General features: G+C 72.0%; 14 protein-coding genes. 4 read left to right on the top strand and 10 right to left on the bottom strand.

Going from position 1 to position 16794, the window contains the following annotated elements; genetic code table 11:
* The first annotated feature begins 129 nt into the window (after positions 1-129).
* Both ACI2LY_RS27400 and ACI2LY_RS27395 read left to right on the top strand, forming a co-directional pair.
* On the top strand, positions 130-1842 hold the full coding sequence (locus ACI2LY_RS27400; protein WP_031184249.1) for a sodium:solute symporter family protein: 1713 nt from the start codon (positions 130-132) through the stop codon (positions 1840-1842).
* A gap of 21 nt (positions 1843-1863) precedes the next feature.
* Positions 1864-2202, top strand: coding sequence for a hypothetical protein (locus ACI2LY_RS27395; RefSeq protein ID WP_404709474.1), 339 nt, complete (start codon positions 1864-1866; stop codon positions 2200-2202).
* Between the two features lie 34 nt (positions 2203-2236).
* On the opposite strand, the gene ACI2LY_RS27390 is transcribed toward ACI2LY_RS27395, so the two are convergent.
* The 4 genes from ACI2LY_RS27390 to ACI2LY_RS27375 all read right to left on the bottom strand — a co-directional run bounded on the left by ACI2LY_RS27390 (position 2237) and on the right by ACI2LY_RS27375 (position 8336).
* Positions 2237-2929 (bottom strand): response regulator transcription factor, encoded by a 693-nt coding sequence (locus ACI2LY_RS27390; protein WP_389004924.1) that lies wholly within the window; start codon positions 2927-2929, stop codon positions 2237-2239.
* Positions 2930-3002: 73 nt separating this feature from the next.
* Entirely contained in the window at positions 3003-4613 is a 1611-nt protein-coding gene (locus ACI2LY_RS27385) for a PQQ-binding-like beta-propeller repeat protein (protein ID WP_404709473.1), read from the bottom strand.
* 52 nt (positions 4614-4665) lie between these two features.
* A complete protein-coding gene (locus tag ACI2LY_RS27380) occupies positions 4666-6363 on the bottom strand; it encodes a PQQ-binding-like beta-propeller repeat protein (protein ID WP_404709472.1) in 1698 nt (565 codons plus the stop codon).
* Between the two features lie 164 nt (positions 6364-6527).
* Positions 6528-8336 carry an ABC-F family ATP-binding cassette domain-containing protein gene (locus tag ACI2LY_RS27375; protein ID WP_404709471.1) on the bottom strand — a complete coding sequence of 603 codons (1809 nt, stop codon included), beginning with the start codon at positions 8334-8336 and terminating at the stop codon, positions 6528-6530.
* A gap of 158 nt (positions 8337-8494) precedes the next feature.
* On the opposite strand from ACI2LY_RS27375, the gene ACI2LY_RS27370 reads away from it, so the two are divergent.
* Positions 8495-9088 (top strand): Uma2 family endonuclease, encoded by a 594-nt coding sequence (locus tag ACI2LY_RS27370; RefSeq protein ID WP_404709573.1) that lies wholly within the window; start codon positions 8495-8497, stop codon positions 9086-9088.
* Positions 9089-9091: 3 nt separating this feature from the next.
* Here the strand turns inward: ACI2LY_RS27370 and ACI2LY_RS27365 are convergent, their stop codons facing one another.
* The 6 genes from ACI2LY_RS27365 to rsmI all read right to left on the bottom strand — a co-directional run bounded on the left by ACI2LY_RS27365 (position 9092) and on the right by rsmI (position 14666).
* On the bottom strand, positions 9092-9985 hold the full coding sequence (locus ACI2LY_RS27365; protein WP_404709470.1) for a 4-(cytidine 5'-diphospho)-2-C-methyl-D-erythritol kinase: 894 nt from the start codon (positions 9983-9985) through the stop codon (positions 9092-9094).
* Positions 9982-10851 (bottom strand): 16S rRNA (adenine(1518)-N(6)/adenine(1519)-N(6))-dimethyltransferase RsmA, encoded by an 870-nt coding sequence (gene rsmA, locus ACI2LY_RS27360; protein ID WP_404709469.1) that lies wholly within the window; start codon positions 10849-10851, stop codon positions 9982-9984. Before rsmA ends, ACI2LY_RS27365 begins: the two co-directional genes overlap by 4 nt.
* A gap of 41 nt (positions 10852-10892) precedes the next feature.
* Positions 10893-12188 (bottom strand): ubiquitin-like domain-containing protein, encoded by a 1296-nt coding sequence (locus ACI2LY_RS27355; RefSeq protein WP_404709468.1) that lies wholly within the window; start codon positions 12186-12188, stop codon positions 10893-10895.
* A gap of 109 nt (positions 12189-12297) precedes the next feature.
* The gene (locus ACI2LY_RS27350) at positions 12298-13179 is read right to left on the bottom strand and encodes a TatD family hydrolase (protein ID WP_404709467.1); all 882 of its coding nucleotides are present in this window, start codon (positions 13177-13179) and stop codon (positions 12298-12300) included.
* Positions 13180-13204: 25 nt separating this feature from the next.
* Complete coding sequence (locus ACI2LY_RS27345) at positions 13205-13540, bottom strand: hypothetical protein (protein ID WP_404709466.1); 336 nt, start codon at positions 13538-13540, stop codon at positions 13205-13207.
* A gap of 277 nt (positions 13541-13817) precedes the next feature.
* On the bottom strand, positions 13818-14666 hold the full coding sequence (gene rsmI, locus ACI2LY_RS27340; protein ID WP_404709465.1) for a 16S rRNA (cytidine(1402)-2'-O)-methyltransferase: 849 nt from the start codon (positions 14664-14666) through the stop codon (positions 13818-13820).
* A 106-nt stretch (positions 14667-14772) separates the two neighbouring features.
* Here rsmI and ACI2LY_RS27335 point away from each other — a divergent pair, with 106 nt between their 5' ends.
* A complete protein-coding gene (locus tag ACI2LY_RS27335) occupies positions 14773-16524 on the top strand; it encodes a dolichyl-phosphate-mannose--protein mannosyltransferase (RefSeq protein ID WP_404709464.1) in 1752 nt (583 codons plus the stop codon).
* Positions 16525-16794 lie beyond the last annotated feature (270 nt).

The following is a 16794-nucleotide window of genomic DNA, read 5'->3' as shown; positions in this document are numbered from 1 at the left end:
ACAAACCACAACTCGACAACAGGTCGTACGATCACAATCGAACAAAGAACACCAACAGAACTGTTCAAATAATGAACGCCGCGGCGTAGGTTCCGCTCTGGATCAGTTCGCGCAACGAAGCGAGTTCTCATGCAGACCCCCCCGACCGGACCCGCGCCCCTGGCGGCGGGCCCCAGCTATCTGGCGGCGGAGCTACGGCTCCCCACCAACTGGCTCGACTACACGATCCTGGCCATCTACTTCGTCGTGGTTCTCGGCATCGGCTTCGCGGCCCGCCGCTCGGTGAAGACCAGCCTGGACTTCTTCCTCTCCGGACGCTCGCTGCCCGCCTGGATCACCGGCCTCGCCTTCATCTCGGCGAACCTGGCGGCCACCGAGATCCTGGGCATGGCGGCCAACAGCGCCCAGTACGGCGCGTACACCGTGCACTGGTACTGGATCGGCGCCATCCCGGCCATGGTCTTCCTGGGCCTGGTGATGATGCCCTTCTACTACGGCAGCAAGGTCCGCTCGGTCCCCGAGTTCCTGCTGCTGCGCTTCGACAAGGCAGCCCACCTGCTCAGTTCGATCCTGTTCGCCTTCGCCGCCATCCTCATCGCGGGCGTGAACCTGTACGCGCTGGCGATCGTGGTGGAGGCCCTGCTCGGCTGGCCGCAGTGGGTGGCCATCGTGGTGGCGGGCGCCTTCGTGCTCGGCTACATCACGCTGGGCGGCCTGTCCTCGGCGATCTACAACGAGGTGCTCCAGTTCTTCGTGATCCTGGCCGCCCTCATCCCGATCACCATCCTCGGCCTGAAGAAGGCCGGCGGCTGGGACGGCCTCACCCACAAGCTGGACGCGGCCCACGGCGCCAACTTCACCACCGCGTGGGGCGGCACCGGCATCGGCAGCGCCAACCCGCTGGGCGCCAACTGGCTGACCATCGTGCTCGGTCTCGGCTTCGTGCTGTCCTTCGGCTACTGGACGACCAACTTCGCCGAGGTGCAGCGCGCGCTGTCCGCGAAGAACCTCTCCGCCTCCAAGCGCACCCCGCTGATCGCGGCCTACCCGAAGATCTTCATCGTCTTCCTGGTGATGATCCCCGGCCTGGTCGCCGCCGCCCTGGTCCCGAAGATCGGCCAGCCCGGCTCCGGGCTCCAGTACAACGACGCGATCCCGTACCTGATGCAGGAGCTGCTGCCCAACGGTGTGCTCGGCATCGCGGTCACCGGTCTGCTCGCCGCCTTCATGGCGGGCATGGCGGCCAACGTGTCGTCCTTCAACACGGTGTTCACCACCGACATCTGGGCCCGCTACGTGAAGCCGGACCAGGAGGACGCCTACTACGTCCGCTTCGGCCGCTGGATCACCGTGATCGGTGTCGCCGCGTCGGTCGGCACGGCGTTCCTGGCGTCGTCGTTCTCGAACATCATGAGCTACCTCCAGACGCTGTTCTCCTTCTTCAACGTCCCGATGTTCGTGGTCTTCATCGTCGGCATGTTCTGGAAGCGCGCCTCGGCCAAGTCCGGCTTCTGGGGCCTGCTCGCCGGTACCGCCACCGCGATGGTCAACTACTTCGTGTTCTACAAGGAGGGCATCATCTCGATCCCCTCCGACCAGGGCGCCAACTTCGTCTCCGCCATCGCGGGCTTCGTCGCGGGCGCGGTCGTGATGGTCGCGGTGTCGCTGTTCACCAAGCCCAAGCCGGCCGAGGAACTCCAGGGCCTGGTCTACGGCACCTCGTCGCCGGGCATGTCCGAGGCACCGGCCGAGGGCGACGACGCCTGGTACCGCAAGCCCGCCCTGCTCGGCTGGGGCGCGGTCGTCCTGGCCGCCGCCTGCTACATCCCGTTCTCGTTCTGATCGCGGGAGGATGAGGAAACCATGACCGACGAATCCCCCCGCCCCGAGCGCGGCGCCACCGAGCACGACGTGAACCGCGAGGTCACCGAGCTGGAGGGCAAGTCCGCCACCGCGGCCCGCATCTTCGACCTGCGGCGCATCATCGGCGGCCTGTTCGTGCTGTACGGCGTCATCGTCACCATCACCGGCATCACCGACTCCCAGGCCGCGATCGACAAGGCCGAGGGCGTCAACATCAACCTGTGGACCGGCATCGGCATGCTGATCCTCGGGGTGTTCTTCCTGGCCTGGCTGAAGCTGCGGCCGACCCCGCCGCCGCTGCCCGCCGAGGGCGCGGACGACGAGGAGCCCGTGCACTAGCCGCGCGGGACCGAGCCGGAGCCGGAGCTGTGTCCTACAGCTCCGGCTCCGTCGTGTGCGGGGCGGCACCGGCGCGGTCCAGCAGACCGGTGCGGGCCGCGAGGGCGGCCGCCTCCAGCCGGGAGCCGACGCCCAGCTTCATCAGCACCCGCTGCACATGGGTCCGGGCGGTGCTCGGCGCGATCCCCATGCCCGCCGCGATCAGCCGGGTGTCCTCGCCGTCGGCGACCCGGACCAGCACCTCCACCTCGCGCGGGGTGAGCAGCCTCAGCAGCCGCTGGCCCTCGTCGTCGGGCTGGACGGCCGGGTTCAGCAGTTCCGCGAAGGCGCCCTGGAGCAGCTGGGGGGCTATGGCCGCCTCACCGGCCCTGGCCTTCATGATGGCCCGCTCGACACCCTCGATGCGCTCGTCATGCCGTACGTACCCGGCGGCGCCCGCCGCGAAGGCGGCCGCGATACCGCGCGGGGAGGGCACCGGGCCGAGGACCAGTACGGCCACCTGCGGGCGCTCCCGCTTGATGCGGGCCACCGGGTCGAACGCGCCCGGCTCGGCGGGTGCCGCCGTGCCCAGCAGGCACACCTCGGGGGCGCGCGATATCACCAGCTCGGCCGCGCCCGCGGCCGGCGCCGCCGCCGCGAGCACCCGGTGCCCGCGCAGCTTCAGCGCCGACGCCAACGCCTCCGCCAGCAGGCGGTGGTCGTCGACGACCATGAGCCGCACTCCCATAGAGCAAACCCCCCAGTCCCCCTGTGATGTCCCGGAAGTTACACGCTCGGGGCGCCTGCCGTGCGGGCTTCGGTCAGTCGCGGGTGCCGAAGGCGACGATCAGGGGTTCCGCGGGGCCGATACCGAGGGGCTTGGCCACGCTCGCCTGCGACATGAAGAGCTTGCCGCGCCCGAAGCGGTACTTGACGTACTCCACCCCCATGCCGACCGACAGGTCGTGACTGGCCTTGTCACCGGGGATCTCCAGCAGCGTCGTGGCCTTGAAGTCGGCGCCGTCGATGCTGACGAGCTGGCCGTTCTGGCCGTACTCCGCCTCCTTCCAGGCGAGCAGGTTGCCGCCGTCCATGCGGAGCGGGTAGATCGAGCGGCCCTTGCCTGCCGGGGCGCGCCGGCCGGTCTGCTTGCCGGTGGTGAGGTCGAAGGCGACGATCTCGTTGGTGTCGCCGAGCTTGCCCGTGTCCTCGTGTTCCTTGGTCGCCAGGTACAGCCTGCCCTCGCCTGCCACGACTCCCCGGCAGTCCTCCACGTGTTGGATGGTGTCGCACTTGCCGTCGTAGGTGTCGCCCGGCACCGGGATGCGGGCCAGCAGCTTGCCGGTCCGGCCGTCGATGGAGAAGTAGTCCGAGACGCCGCTGCCGCCGCTCGCGCTGCCACCGGCCTCGGCGCCGATCACCAGCGGGTCGGTGGAGACGATGCCCGCGTACGTGATGCCTGCGCCCAACTTGTACTCGGAGAGCACCTTCCCCGAAGTGGGTTCGAGAGTCTGGATGCTGAGGGTCTCGTTGTCGAACTCGCCGCACTTGCGCACCGCGACGAGCCTGGTGCCGCCGCCGTATCCCCTGTCCGCGCAGGAGTCGCCGGGCTTGGGCTGCCACAGGACCTTGCCGGTCGCCATGTCGTAGGCGACGCCGCCCCCGGTGCCGCCTGCCGCGACGGTGTTCCCGGCGACCGTGATGTTGTCGTACGTCGTGGCGAAATCGCCCGCGCCGATCGCCCTGGTCCACAGCCGGGTGCCCTTGACCAGGTCGAGCGCGGCGATCTGGCTGCAGCGGGCGAGCTTGGTCCTGCTCGGCATGGCGGGCCGGAAGACGATCGCGGTGCGGCCGTCGGCGGTGACATGCTCGCTGCCCGCGCAGACCGGGCCCGGGAGCTTGATCGTCCAGCGCTTCGTGCCGTCGTCCGGGTCGTAACCGACGACCTCGGAGACGCCGGTGTTGGCGTAGACCGTGTCGGTCAGCCAGGCGCCGTCGGTGGTGACGACGTCGTCCCCGACGGCGGGCTGCGGGACCTTGAACAGGAGGTGGGCGACGGGGTCGTCCGGCGCCTTCTCCTTGCCGGGGGTCACGGTGGCGGTGCCGTTCTTGCCGCTGCCGGTGGGCTTGCCGCCGTCCCCTTCTCCGGAGGAGCGGGCGTACCAGACGCCGGAGCCGATGATGAGGCCGATGGCGACGACGGCCGCGAGGATGATCAGGGCGATGGTGCGGTTCTGTCGGGCACGGGTGTCGTCGCCCGCCACCACCGTGGGCGGCTGGGCGGGATACCCGTACCCCGGCTGGGCCGGGTAGCCGTAGCCGGGCTGCGGCGGGGGCGGGGGTGCCTGCGGGTACCCGTAGCCGGGCGGCGGGCTGTGCGGTGGCACGGGTGGCGTGGGGGGCTGCTGGTCCTGCGGCGGCTGGTCGGTCATGGTGGGGTACCTCGAAGCGGGCTGGTGGGAACGGCGGGCGCGGGGAGGGCGGTTACTTGCCGAAGGCCATCATCAGCTTCTCCGCGGCCCCGTCCTCGCCGCTCAGCCGACCGGAGGAGATGACGAAGCGCCCGCCGGACCAGACCATGACGCTGTCGAGGAAGCCGCTCTCGATCTGCGCCACGCTGTCGGGGTTCCGCAGCAGCGTGGCGGGCCGGTGCGCGCCGGAGCCGGTCGGGATGGACAGCACCCGGCCGCCCTGGCCGTAGGAAGCGTCGGCGTACGCGACGAGGTTGCCGCCCTGGAGTCCGACGGGGACCATCGGGCGGGCGACCGGTGACGTGACCCGCCACTTCTCCTTGCCGTCGGCGAGGCCGATGGCGTAGATCTCGTTCGCCGCGTCGGTGGTCTCGGTGGGCAGGTAGAGGTTCTTGGCGTCGACGGCGACACCCCGGCAGTTCTGCAGGCCGCGCATCAGCGAGGACCAGCCGCAGTCGGGGGCGAACTTCTTGTCGACCTTGACCTCGGAGCTGATGCGGCCGCCGCTGCCGAGGACGGAGATGTTCCACGCCTTCTTGTCGCGGTTGGTCAGGTAGACCACGAGCGGGTTCACGGAGAAGACGCGCTCGACCTTCCAGCCCTTGGTGCCGGGCCGGGTCCACTTGGCCTTGCCGGTGGCCGGGTCGAGTTCGCGGATCTCCTCGCGCTCCTTGGCGCCGCCCGCGCCGCAGGAGGTCACCTCGATCAGCCGCTTGCTGTCACCGGCGTACGCGGCGGGGTAGCAGTCGTCGTACTTCTTCGTGTCGTACAGCTTGCGGCCGGTCGCCGCGTCGTACGCGGTGCCGGAGCTCGAGCGGGTCACCATCAGGGTCTTGCCGCTGAGGGTCAGCTCGATACTGCGGGTGCTGTCGAACAGGCCGGTGCCGTCCGCGACTTGGGCGTGCCAGCCCTTCTTGCCGGTGTCGAGGTCGAGCTGCTGGAGCTGGTTGCAGTCGGCGCGGTCGCTGACGCCGTTCATGTACGCGATGACGATCCTGCCGTCGGCGTCGGCGTCGCGGGTGACCGCGCAGACCTCGTGCGGCAGGGTGATCGGCGCCCAGGCGGGCTTGCCGTCGGCGACGCGGAGGCCGATGAGCTCCTTGTACGCGGCCTTCACCGCGGTCTTCCCGGTGACCCAGAGGCCGGGCGCGTCCGCGCCGTTGGCCGGAGCGTCGGGGGCGGACCGGTACCAGAGCACCTTCGAATCGCCGGGCTTGCGGCCCGCGTTGAGGTCCCCGGTGTCCGTACGGCCGTCGCCCTTGCCGTCGCCCTCGTCGACGGAGGGGGACGCGGTGGCCGAGTTCTTGGTGTCGCCGGTCGGGTGGGCGACGGGCTTGTCGTCATGCCCGCCGCCGCCGGTGACCGCGTACACGGTGCCGCCGACGAGCAGCAGCGCGGCCACGACGGCACCGGCGATCAGCGCGGTGCGCTTCCGGCCGGGCGGCTTGCCGGGGGCGCCGGGGGGCTGCGGATACGTCCCGTACGGGGGGCCGGGCGGGGGCCCGTAGGGGCCGGGCTGCCCGTACGGGCCGGGGGGCTGCTGGGGGTAGCCGTAACCAGGCTGCGGCGGGCCCTGCGGGGCACCGAAGCCGCCCTGGACCGGGGGCTGTTGAGGCGCGCCGAAGCCACCCTGCGGCGGCTGATCCCGCGGTGGCTGGTTCTGCGGTGGGCCGAACCCGCCCTGCGGCGGCTGACCGGGCGGCTGGCTCATCAGCGCGCTCCCCCTCGTTCACTGATTCTTAGCCCTCGGACAGCCTTTCTATCACCCACCACCGACAGCACAGGGGCCCGTGCGAGCCCCTGTGCCCAAGGACGAACCACCCCGTGATGCGCCCGTTACGCACCCGCCGGTATGGCCGGATTCCGCTGTACGCGCTACGCGTCCTCGGCCAGCTCCAGCCAGCGCAGCTCCAGTTCCTCACGCTCGCCGACGAGTTCGCGCAGTTCGGCGTCGAGTTCGGCGACCTTGGCGAAGTCGGTGGCGTTGTCCGCGATCCGGGTGTGCAGCGTGGACTCCTTGTCGGAGATCTTGTCCAACTGGCGCTCGATCTTCTGGAGTTCCTTCTTCGCGGCCCGCTGGTCGGCGGCGCTCTTCTCCGCGACGGCGGGGGCGGGCGCGGCGGCGGCCGACCGCTGGGCGACGGCCTCCTCCATGCGCAGGCGGCGCTCCAGGTACTCGTCGATGCCGCGCGGCAGCATGCGCAGGGCGCCGTCGCCGAGGAGGGCGAACACCTTGTCGGTGGTGCGCTCGACGAAGAAGCGGTCGTGGGAGATGACGACCATCGAGCCGGGCCAGCCGTCGAGGACGTCCTCCAGCTGGGTCAGGGTCTCGATGTCCAGGTCGTTGGTGGGCTCGTCGAGGAAGAGGACGTTGGGCTCGTCCATGAGGAGGCGCAGCAGCTGGAGCCTGCGGCGCTCACCGCCGGAGAGGTCGCCGACGGGCGTCCACTGCTTCTCCTTGGTGAAGCCGAAGGTCTCGCACAGCTGGCCCGCCGTCATCTCGCGGCCCTTGCCGAGGTCGACGCGCTCGCGGACCTGCTGCACGGCCTCCAGCACCCGGGTGGCCGGGTCGAGTTCGGCGACCTCCTGGGAGAGGTAGGCGAGCTTGACGGTCTTGCCGACGGCGACCCGGCCGCCCGCGGGCTGCGTCTCGCCCTCGGTGCGCGCCGCTTCCGCCATGGCCCGCAGCAGGGAGGTCTTGCCCGCGCCGTTGACGCCGACCAGGCCGACGCGGTCGCCGGGGCCGAGCTGCCAGGTGACGTGCTTGAGCAGCTCCTTGGGTCCGGCGGTGACGCTGACGTTCTCCAGGTCGAAGACGGTCTTGCCGAGCCGGGAGGAGGCGAACTTCATCAGCTCGCTGCTGTCGCGGGGCGGCGGCACGTCCTTGATCAGCTCGTTGGCGGCCTCGACGCGGAAGCGGGGCTTGGAGGTGCGGGCGGGGGCGCCCCGGCGCAGCCAGGCCAGCTCCTTGCGGACGAGGTTCTGCCGCTTGGTCTCCTCGGTGGCGGCGATGCGCTCGCGCTCGGCACGGGCGAAGACGTAGTCGGAGTAGCCGCCCTCGTACTCGTAGACGTCACCGCGCTGGACGTCCCACATGCGGGTGCAGATCTGGTCCAGGAACCAGCGGTCGTGGGTGACGCAGACGAGTGCCGAGCGGCGCTCGCGCAGGTGCCGGGCGAGCCAGGCGATGCCCTCGACGTCGAGGTGGTTGGTGGGCTCGTCCAGGACGAGCAGGTCCTGCTCCTCGATGAGCAGCTTGGCGAGCGCGATCCGCCGCCGCTCGCCGCCGGAAAGCGGGCCGATGACGGTGTCGAGCCCCTTGGGGAAACCGGCCAGGTCGAGCCCGCCGAACAGGCCGGTCAGTACGTCCCTGACCTTGGCGTTGCCCGCCCACTCGTGGTCGGCCAGGTCACCGATGACCTCGTGCCGGACGGTGGCCTCGGGGTCGAGCGAGTCGTGCTGCGTCAGCACCCCGAGCCGCAGCCCCCCGGAGTGCGTGACCCGCCCGCTGTCGGCGTCCTCCACCTTGGCGAGCATCCGGATCAGCGTGGTCTTCCCGTCGCCGTTGCGCCCGACGACCCCGATCCGGTCCCCTTCCGACACACCGAGCGAGACGCCGTCCAGCAGGGCCCGCGTGCCGTAGACCTTGCTGACGTTCTCGACATTGACCAGATTGACGGCCATTTCACTCCTGTGCAGGGGGATCGATCAGCCTTCAAGCGTAGGCCCTGCGGGGCGGGGGGCGGGGCGCGCGGGTGCGGTCACTCTTTGTGATGACGTGATCGACGTTCGGCGGCTACCGTTGACCGCAGGCAGCAGGATCTCCGTCCATGGGAGGCACTATGACCGCCGAGTCCATCGAGCACCGTCCGCACTGGCCGGTGCCACCCAAGGACGGCTACACCGTGGACGACCTGTTCACACTGCCGGATCTCCCGCCGCACACAGAGCTGATCGACGGGAGCCTGGTTTTTGTAAGTCCCCAGCAGAATTTTCACAGTGTTGTCATCGATCTGCTCGCCGCCGGCCTCAGGAGTACCGTGCCGCCCGAGCTCCGGGTGCACAGGGAAATGACCGTGGTCCTCGACCGGCGCAACGGCCCCGAGCCCGACCTCTGCGTCGTTCGCGCCGAGTCCGTCGTCGATCGCCGCCAGACGCGCTTCGAGGCGGCCGACGTCCTGCTCGCCGTGGAGGTGGTCTCCCCGGACTCCGAGGCCAGGGACCGTGACACCAAGCCGCACAAGTACGCCGCGGCGGGCATCCCCCACTTCTGGCTGGTGGAGATGGCGGGCGAGGACGACCACCCCGTGGTGCAGGTGTACGAGCGCGGCGAGGCGACCGGGACCTACGCCCTGACCGGCATCCACCACGCACAGGTCAAGCTGACCGCGCCCTACGGGATCGACATCGACCTGACCGAGATCGACCGTCTCTGAGGCTCAGAGAACCGTCGCCCCCGGCACCGGGCCCGCCGCCGTGCGGGTGGTGCGGCAGGTGCCGGAGGCGTGGAGGGCCGCCGCCACCTTCGTGGCGGTGGCTGCGTCGGGGACCAGGAAGGCGGTCGTCGGGCCCGAGCCGGAGACCAGGGTGGCCAGGGCGCCTGCCTGTTCGCCGGTCTTCAGAGTGGCTGCCAGCTCCGGGTAGAGGGAGAGGGCGGCCTGCTGAAGGTCGTTGGTGAGGGCTGCCGCCAGGGCTTCCGCGTCGCCCTTCGCCAGGGCCGTCAGGAGGGCCGGGTCGGCCTCCGGGGCCGGGATCGCGTGGCCCTCCGTCAGCCGGTCGAACTCGCGGAACACCGCCGGGGTCGACAGGCCCCGCTCCGCCATCGCGAACACCCAGTGAAACATGCCGCCGACCTCCAGCGGGGTCAGCTTCTCGCCGCGTCCGGTGCCGAGTGCCGCGCCGCCGACCAGGCTGAAGGGGACGTCGCTGCCCAGCTCGGCGCAGATGTCGAGCAGCTCGGCGCGCGTGGCGCCCGTACCCCACAGCGCGTCGCAGGCCACCAGCGCGCCCGCACAGTCGGCGCTGCCGCCCGCCATTCCGCCCGCGACCGGGATGTCCTTGGCGATGTGGAGGTGGACGGCGGGCTCGATGCCCCGGCGTCCGGCGAGGGCGAGCGCGGCGCGGGCGGCCAGGTTGGTGCGGTCCAGGGGGACCTGCGCGGCGTCCGGCGCGGAGCAGGTGACCCGGAGTTCGTCGGCCGGGGTCACGGTGACCTCGTCGTACAGCCCGACCGCGAGGAAGACGTTGGCCAGGTCGTGGAAGCCGTCGGGGCGGGCGGCGGCCACGCCGAGCTGGACGTTGACCTTGGCGGGGACCCGTACCGTGACGCTCAAACGCCCGCTCCCTTGTGCTCGGCGATCCGCGCGAACTCCTCGACCGTGAGCGCCTCGCCGCGTGCCTGCGGGGAGACCCCGGCGGCGACCAGCGCGGCCTCGGCGGCGGCGGCCGACCCGGCCCAGCCGGAGAGCGCGGCGCGCAGGGTCTTGCGGCGCTGGGCGAAGGCGGCGTCGACCACGGCGAAGACCTCCGCGCGGGTGGCCGACGTCTTGACCGGCTCGGTGCGCCGGACCAGCGAGACCAGGCCGCTGTCGACGTTGGGCGCGGGCCAGAACACGTTCCGCCCGATCGCCCCGGCGCGCTTGACCTCGGCGTACCAGTTGGCCTTGACCGAGGGCACGCCGTACACCTTGGAGCCGGGCGCGGCGGCGAGCCGGTCGGCGACCTCGGACTGGACCATCACCAGGGTGCGTTCGATGCTCGGGAAGGTGGCGAGCATGTGCAGCAGCACGGGGACGGCGACGTTGTAGGGCAGGTTGGCGACGAGCGCGGTCGGCGGCGGGCCGGGCAGTTCACCGACGAGCATCGCGTCGGAGTGCACCAGCGCGAACCGGTCGGCGCGGTCGGGCATCCGGGCGGCGACGGTCGCGGGGAGGGCCGCGGCCAGTACGTCGTCGATCTCGACGGCGGTGACCCGGTCGGCGGCCTCCAGCAGGGCCAGGGTGAGGGAGCCGAGTCCCGGCCCGACCTCCACCACCACGTCGTCGGGGCGCACCCCGGCGGTGCGCACGATGCGGCGGACCGTGTTGGCGTCGATCACGAAGTTCTGGCCGCGCTGCTTGGTCGGCCGTACGCCGAGCACGGCCGCCAGTTCGCGGATGTCGGCGGGACCGAGGAGGGCGTCGGGGGTGGGGCTGCTCACGGGACAAGGGTACGGGGCGGGGAGGGCCCCGGTGCCCCGGCTCAGCCGCGCAGCCGGGACCCGCAGTGCGGCCAGGGGGAGGTGCCGTGCCGCAGGTACAGGGTCTTGGCCCGCTGGGTCTGCTCCCCGGGCGGCGCGTCCTGGGGGCGTCCGCTGCCGCCGAGGGCGTGCCAGGTGGCGGTGTCGAACTGGTAGAGCCCGCCGTAGGTGCCGGAGGGGTCGACGGCGTCGGGGCGGCCGCCGGACTCGCAGACGGCCAGGGCGTGCCAGTTCAGGTGGTCGCCGCCGGACGCGGTGGCGGGGCGGGGCTTGGTGCCGACGCGGACGGTCTGGCGGCGCGGCTCCCGGACCACCTCGGTGTGGGTCCGGCGGGGGCGCTGCCGGACGCCGTTGACGGTGCGCAGCAGGTAGGTGGTGCGGCGCAGTCCCGGCCGCCCGGCCTGGTCGACGACCTCGGTGCCTTCCAGCAGGGTGGGGTCCTCGGTGCGGCGCACGGCGTACGGGATCTCCTCGTCGTGCGTCTCGTGGGTGCCGGTGATCCGCAGCACGGTGACGGTCTGGCCGTCGCGCGGGAAGCTGGTGCCGGGCACGGAGGTGGTGTCCTGGCCGTGCAGGGTGATCCCGGCCTCGTCGAGGGCCTCGGTGACGGTGGCGGCGTTGGTGCGGACGGTGCGGGTGCGGCCGTCGGCCATGATCGTGACGCTGCGCTCGGTGCGGACGTCGAGGGCGAGTCCGGCGCGGCCGATGGGCAGCGAGCGCGAGGCGGACAGGTAGGCGCCCTCCGCGCGCACCCCGAGCTGGCGCAGGGCGCCGTCGACGGTGTCGGCGGTGGTCCACACCACGCGGCGTTCGCCGTCGATGGTGAGCCGGACGGGGCGGCCGTGGCGGACGGTGATCTCGTCGCCGTCGGTGAGCGGGGTGCCGGGGGCGGGCGCGATCACGTCGTGCGGGCCGGTCCGGACGCCCTCGTCGGCGAGGAGTCCGGTGACGTCGTCGGCGAAGGTGTGCAGGGTGCGGGGGTGGCCGTCGACGGTCAGCTCGACCGCCTTGTCCTCGGCGACGAAGGCGGCGGTGCCCCCGGCGAGGAAGGCGACGACCAGCGCCTGGGGCAGCAGCAGCCGCACCGGTGACTCGGGCCGGGCGGCGGCCCGCCGTCCGCGTCCCGCCGGTCTCGGCGCCTCCGGCGCCTTGCGGGGTGGGGGTACGGCCTCGTAGGCGGGCCGGTAGGTGTCGCCGGGCACGCCGTACGGCAGGGTCAGCGCGCTGTGCACCGACGGCACCGCCGGTTCGTCGCCGAGGGTGCCGTGGGGGCCGTACCGCTCGTACTGCTTGCTCACCGCGACACGCTCCAGGGGCGTCGGCCGATCGGGCCCCCAGAACCTAGCGGAGCGGCCGTCACTCTCCAAAGCGGCGCGGCCACGCAGGGTCACGCCTCGAACTGGCGGCTCAGTACCCGAAGGCGTGCGCGGTGTTGGTGCCGAGGGCGGCGGCGAGGGTGTCCTCGTCGGTGCCGCGTACGGCGGCCATGGCGCGGACGGTGACCGGGATCAGGTACGGGGCGTTGGGGCGGCCGCGGTAGGGCGCCGGGGTGAGGAAGGGCGCGTCGGTCTCCACGAGGACCAGCTCCAGCGGGGCCACCACCAGGGCGTCCCGGAGGTTCTGGGCGTTCTTGAAGGTGACGTTCCCGGCGAAGGACATGTAGTAGCCCTCGCGGGCGCAGATCTCGGCCATGTCGGCGTCGCCGGAGTAGCAGTGGAAGACGGTGCGCTCGGGGGCGCCCTCCTCCTTCAGCACGCGCAGCACGTCGGCGTGGGCGTCGCGGTCGTGGATGACCAGGGTCTTGCCGTGCCGCTTGGCGATCTCGATGTGGGCGCGGAAGGACCGCTCCTGCGCCTCCTTGCCCTCGGGGCCGGTGCGGAAGAAGTCGAGGCCGGTCTCGCCGACGCCCTTGACCTGCGGGAGCGCGGCGAGCCGGTCGATCTCGGCGAGCGCCTCGTCCAGCGCGGCGTCCCCGCCCGGCTGCCGAGCGCCCTGCCGGGACCAGCCGTCGGGGTCGCCGTGCACGATGCGCGGTGCCTCGTTCGGGTGCAGGGCGACCGTCGCGTGGACGCTGTCGTACGCGGCGGCCGTCTCGGCGGCCCAGCGGGAGCCCGCGAGGTCGCAGCCGACCTGCACGACCGTGGTCACGCCGACCGAGGCGGCCTTCGCGAGCCCCTCCTCGACGGTGCCGGACTGCATGTCGAGGTGGGTGTGGGAGTCGGCGACCTCGACACCCAGGGGCGCGGGGGGCGGGGGCGGCGCGTTCTTGTCGCCGGCGTTCGAAGGCATGCCCCGATCCTACGGAAGGGCTCCGCTAGCCCGCCCGGCGCTGGAAGGGATGCAGCAGGTCGGAGAGGTGCCAGTGGTGGGCCTCCGCCTCCGGCTCCGGGACCGGCACCGGGCCGCGCACGGAGGACACCTGTCCGGCGCGCATGATCCGCACGACGTGCCCGTCGCAGTTCTGGCACACCGGTCGGCTCAGCGGGGACGGCACCACGCGGCCCTCGGTGACGTACCGCACACGCTCATGGCCCTCGGTGTCGGTGTGGTGCTCTATCGCGTACGACTGCTCCCAGCCGTGCCCGCAGCGCATGCAGGCGAACGCGTACGACTCGTGAACGGCGGCGATCTGCCCGGCGACCTCACTCATGCCAGCTCCTGCGGTCCACAGGTGCCCCCCGGTACGGAGGGCGGGGACGGTTCCGCCCCTTCGACCAGTGGACGCCCGCGCCGCCGCGAACGCACGCGACCTGTCGACTGTTGGACGCGCCTTGGACGTTCCTTGCCGAACCGCTCCGCCCAGGGGGCCGATCCCTTTGCCCGGCCGACCCCCCGTTTGCCCACCCATGGGGCGCACCCCCGCATACGCGGCGCGCGGGCGGCGCGGGGCTCCGGCTGATCCGGCTGATCCGGCTGGAGGGGTCCCCTCAGCCCGCCGTGCGCTTCGACGCCACCACCGCGTCGAACACCACCCGCTTGGGCAGCCCCGCCTCCACCGCGACGGCCGCGATGGCCTCCTTGCGGCGTTCACCGGCCTCCTCGCGGATGCGGACGCGGCGGACGAGTTCCTCGGCGTCCAGTTCCTCGGGGCCGGACTCGGGGGCTCCCTCCACGACGACGGTGATCTCGCCGCGTACGCCCTCGGCGGCCCAGGCGGCCAGGTCGGCGAGGGGGCCGCGCTTGACCTCCTCGTACGTCTTGGTCAGCTCGCGGCAGACGGCGGCGCGGCGGTCGGCGCCGAAGACCTCGGCCATCGCGGCGAGGGTGTCGTCCAGCCGGTGCGGGGCCTCGAAGTAGACGAGGGTGCGCCGCTCCTCGGCGACCTCGCGCAGCCGGGACAGCCGCTCGCCGCCCTTGCGGGGCAGGAAGCCCTCGAAGCAGAACCGGTCCACCGGCAGCCCGGACAGCGCGAGCGCGGTGAGCACGGCGGACGGGCCGGGTACGGCGGTGACCTTGATGTCGTGCTCGACGGCGGCCGCGACCAGCCGGTAGCCGGGGTCGGAGACCGACGGCATCCCGGCGTCCGTGACGAGGAGCACACGGTCGCCGCCGCGCAGCGCCTCGACCAGCTCGGGGGTGCGCGCGGACTCGTTGCCCTCGAAGTACGACACCACGCGGCCGCCCGGCGTCACCCCGAGGGCCTGGGTGAGGCGGCGCAGCCGCCGGGTGTCCTCGGCGGCGATGACGTCGGCCTCCGCCAGCTCCTTCGACAGCCGGGGCGGGGCGTCCGCGACGTCGCCGATGGGGGTACCTGCGAGGACAAGGGTTCCAGTCACGGGGACCATCCTCCCAGGGGTGCCGGGCGGGGCGGAAACCGATCGCGTCCCAATCGGTACCGCGCTTGCACGGGACTCACACGGCACGTTTCCCTACCATGGCGCGGTGACCAGTACCGCGTCCTCCACGGACCTCCGGCAGGGCCAGGCGCCGCCCGACGACGAGCGGCCGTCCTGGCAGCGGCGGCTGCGCCGATTCGGCTACGTACCTCCCGCGGGCGCTCCCGCGGCCGATGTACGGGACCGGCTCGTGCCGCCCTACGCGCAGCCCGCACCGCGGGTGTGGCAGCTGCTGGGCTGCCCGCCGCACCTGGCGGACCGGATCACCCGGTGGTCGGGCTGGGGCGGGCCGCTGCTGGTGACGCTGTTCGCGGGCCTGCTGCGGTTCTGGCACCTGGGCAGCCCGCGCGCGGTGATATTCGACGAGACGTACTACGCCAAGGACGCCTGGGCGCTGGTCCACCGGGGCTTCGAGGTCAACTGGGACAAGAACGCCAACGACGCCGTTCTCGCCTCCCACGGCCATCTCGCCATCCCCACGGACGCGGCGTACGTGGTGCATCCGCCGGTCGGCAAGTTCGTGATCGGCCTCGGTGAGCTGGTCTTCGGGTTCGACCCGTTCGGCTGGCGGTTCATGACCGCGCTGCTCGGCACGCTGAGTGTGCTGCTGCTGTGCCGGATCGGGCGCCGGATGTTCCGCTCGACGTTCCTCGGCTGCCTGGCGGGCGGGCTGATGGCGGTGGACGGCCTGCACTTCGTGATGAGCCGGACCGCGCTGCTGGACGGCGTGCTGATGTTCTTCGTGGTCGCCGCCTTCGGCTGTCTGGTGGTGGACCGGGACCGGGCGCGGGAGAAGCTCGCCGCCGCGCTCCCGGTCGGCCCGGACGGCATCGCCCGTCCGGACGCCCGCGTCGGCGACACCTTCCGCTTCGGCTGGCGGCCCTGGCGCTGGGGCGCGGGCGTGATGCTGGGCCTGGCCTTCGCCACCAAGTGGAACGGCCTGTACATCCTGGCCGCGTTCTGCCTGATGGCCGTGCTCTGGGACGTGGGCGCCCGCAAGGTCGCCGGTGCCCGGCACCCGTACGAGGCGGTGCTGAAGTACGACACCGGGTTCGCGTTCCTGGCGACCGTCCCGGTGGCGATCGCGGTGTACGTCGCCTCCTGGATCGGCTGGATTCTCTCCCCCACCGACGGCACCGGCGGCTACTTCCGCAACTGGGCCGCGACCGACGGCCGGGGCGGTTCCTGGACCTTCCTGCCGGACTGGCTGCGCAGCCTGTGGCACTACGAGCACGAGGTCTACAACTTCCACGTCCACCTGTCGTCCCCGCACACCTACCAGTCCAACCCGTGGAGCTGGATCGTGCTGGGCCGCCCGGTCTCGTTCTTCTACGAGTCCCCCGGCCCCGGCTCCGCGGGCTGCCCCATCGGCACCACCGACAAGTGCGCCCGCGAGGTCCTCGCCCTCGGCACCCCCATGCTGTGGTGGGCGGGCTGCGCGGCGATCCTCTACGTCCTGTGGCGCTGGGCCTTCCGCCGCGACTGGCGGGCCGGTGCCATCGCCTGCGGCGTCGCGGCCGGATACCTCCCCTGGTTCATGTACCAGGAGCGAACGATCTTCCTGTTCTACGCGGTCGTCTTCCTGCCGTTCCTGTGTCTGGCGGTGGCGATGCTGGTCGGCGCGATCATCGGCCCCCCGAACTCCACCGACACCCGCCGCGTGGTCGGCGCGACCGCCGCGGGCGTCCTGGTCCTCCTGATCGCCTGGAACTTCATCTACTTCTGGCCCCTGTACACCGGCCAGCCCATCCCGATCGCCTCCTGGCGGGGCCGGATGTGGCTGGACACCTGGGTGTAGTTCGGGCCGGGGGTTGGGACACGCTAGGTTTCGCCACCCCCGTGAGGGCGCTGCCTGGGGGTTCGGGATTCGCCATCCGAACACGCCAGGCGAACACCACCGCGCCCGCCACCGGCAAATCCGGACGAACCCCCATCCGGGGCCGGGTGCGGGCCGCTTGAGCGAGCGGGGCCACTTGGGGTTTTCTCGTTCCCGGAGGCCCCAGGGGGAGAGCCTCCCTCACGGTCCCCGTACGTGTGGGGCCCGGCTCCGGTCACGCACCCCGGAGCC

It is taken from the genome of Streptomyces sp. NPDC002176 (assembly GCF_044903645.1).
In the GTDB taxonomy this organism is placed as follows: Bacteria; Actinomycetota; Actinomycetes; order Streptomycetales; family Streptomycetaceae; genus Streptomyces.
The sequence above is the reverse complement of the archived record's forward strand: the minus strand, read 5'-3'. Positions and strand labels throughout refer to the sequence as shown.

Coding starts and splice junctions, on each gene's coding strand:
- ACI2LY_RS27400 (WP_031184249.1), top strand. CDS start 130: ATGCAGACCCCCCCGACCGGACCCGCGCCCCTGGCGGCGGGCCCCAGC.
- ACI2LY_RS27395 (WP_404709474.1), top strand. CDS start 1,864: ATGACCGACGAATCCCCCCGCCCCGAGCGCGGCGCCACCGAGCACGAC.
- ACI2LY_RS27390 (WP_389004924.1), bottom strand. CDS start 2,929: ATGGGAGTGCGGCTCATGGTCGTCGACGACCACCGCCTGCTGGCGGAG.
- ACI2LY_RS27385 (WP_404709473.1), bottom strand. CDS start 4,613: ATGACCGACCAGCCGCCGCAGGACCAGCAGCCCCCCACGCCACCCGTG.
- ACI2LY_RS27380 (WP_404709472.1), bottom strand. CDS start 6,363: ATGAGCCAGCCGCCCGGTCAGCCGCCGCAGGGCGGGTTCGGCCCACCG.
- ACI2LY_RS27375 (WP_404709471.1), bottom strand. CDS start 8,336: ATGGCCGTCAATCTGGTCAATGTCGAGAACGTCAGCAAGGTCTACGGC.
- ACI2LY_RS27370 (WP_404709573.1), top strand. CDS start 8,495: ATGACCGCCGAGTCCATCGAGCACCGTCCGCACTGGCCGGTGCCACCC.
- ACI2LY_RS27350 (WP_404709467.1), bottom strand. CDS start 13,179: ATGCCTTCGAACGCCGGCGACAAGAACGCGCCGCCCCCGCCCCCCGCG.
- ACI2LY_RS27345 (WP_404709466.1), bottom strand. CDS start 13,540: ATGAGTGAGGTCGCCGGGCAGATCGCCGCCGTTCACGAGTCGTACGCG.